Source organism: Nocardioides sp. AN3 (assembly GCF_054653495.1).
Window position 1 is genome coordinate 1 of record NZ_BAAIGC010000083.1, and the last position, 1,179, is coordinate 1,179.

Here is a 1,179-nt window from a genome sequence, read left to right on the forward strand (position 1 = left end):
CGCCGACGGGCGCAACATCACCTTGTCCACCCCCGAACAACTCGCCGACGACCTCGGCTTCTCCCCCGAAGCCCGCCCCGACTTCCTGCGCACCTTCGCCCGCGTCATCGAGGTGTGCGAGGCGCTGGCCCGGCCTCCGGTGGAGAAGCTTGTCCGCGAGCTTCTGGGCATCAGTGGCGTCGAATGGCTCGGCCCGGTGGACGACGAGGTTCTCCTCTACTACCGGCGACTGGTCAGCACGGAGATCGGATTCTCGCTGGACACCGACTCCGCGTTTTCGATGCTGACAGGCATGCCAGCCTTCGGTGGTGCCTCGGAGGTCTGGGGCGGTTTCCTTGTCCCCGAGGGCGGGGCACCGATGATCGGGCGTGCCATGGCGGATCGGCTACGCCGCAAGCCCGTGACCGGCGCGGTGGTGACCTCCGTCGTTCCGGGCGGCGGTCGAGTTCGCATCGCGTATCGCCATGACGGACAGCACAAAATCGTGGACGCCGGACACGTCGTGATGGCGACACCTCATCCGGTCACAGCTCAGCTTGTGCACGGTTTGCCATCCACCCAGCTGCTGGCAATGGATGCGATCCGGGTGCTGCCGGTTGTCGAGGTTCAGGTCCTGCTTGCCGACGGCGGGCCCGCGCCGTGGGATGACCTCTCGGCCATGTGGACGATGGACAAGAGTTTCAGCATCGCCGTGCACTCCAAGACCGACCTGGCCAACCGCATTGGCACTGGCGGGTCCGATAAGCACTCGGTCGTCAAGCTCCTGGCAGTCGGTCCGTCCGCGCTGCCGCTGGCTGATCTCGGCGACGAGTACGTCGTCCAGACATTCATCGATGACCTGATGGATGTCTTCCCAGCTGCTCAGGGCAGGGTTCTCGATCACTCTGTCAGACGCTGGACTCACGGCGTTCCGCTGCCGACGCTCGGCTACGAGCAGCGTGTGGCCGATCTCGTCAGGCCGCTCGGCACCATCCACTTCGCCGGCGATTGGTGCGGCTTCGTCGACACCAACAACCTGGGAGGCCTGGGCCTCGACGGCGACTGGGGCGGCTACACCGTCACCGCGGCGCTCCACACGGTCATGCGTGCAGGCATCCGGGCTGCCGCCGAGATCCGGGCCGATCTCACCTGACGCTCGGAGCCGGGCCATCTCAACATCCAGCCAGAAGAGGTAATGAA

At 65.9% G+C, this 1,179-nt stretch carries 1 protein-coding gene; it reads left to right on the top strand.

Going from position 1 to position 1,179, the window contains the following annotated elements:
* Nucleotides 1-1,132, top strand: a 1,132-nt coding sequence (locus ACYQ1K_RS27880) for an FAD-dependent oxidoreductase (protein ID WP_459986888.1), incomplete at its 5' end; no start/stop codon positions are given.
* Between the last annotated feature and the right edge of the window lie 47 nt (nt 1,133-1,179).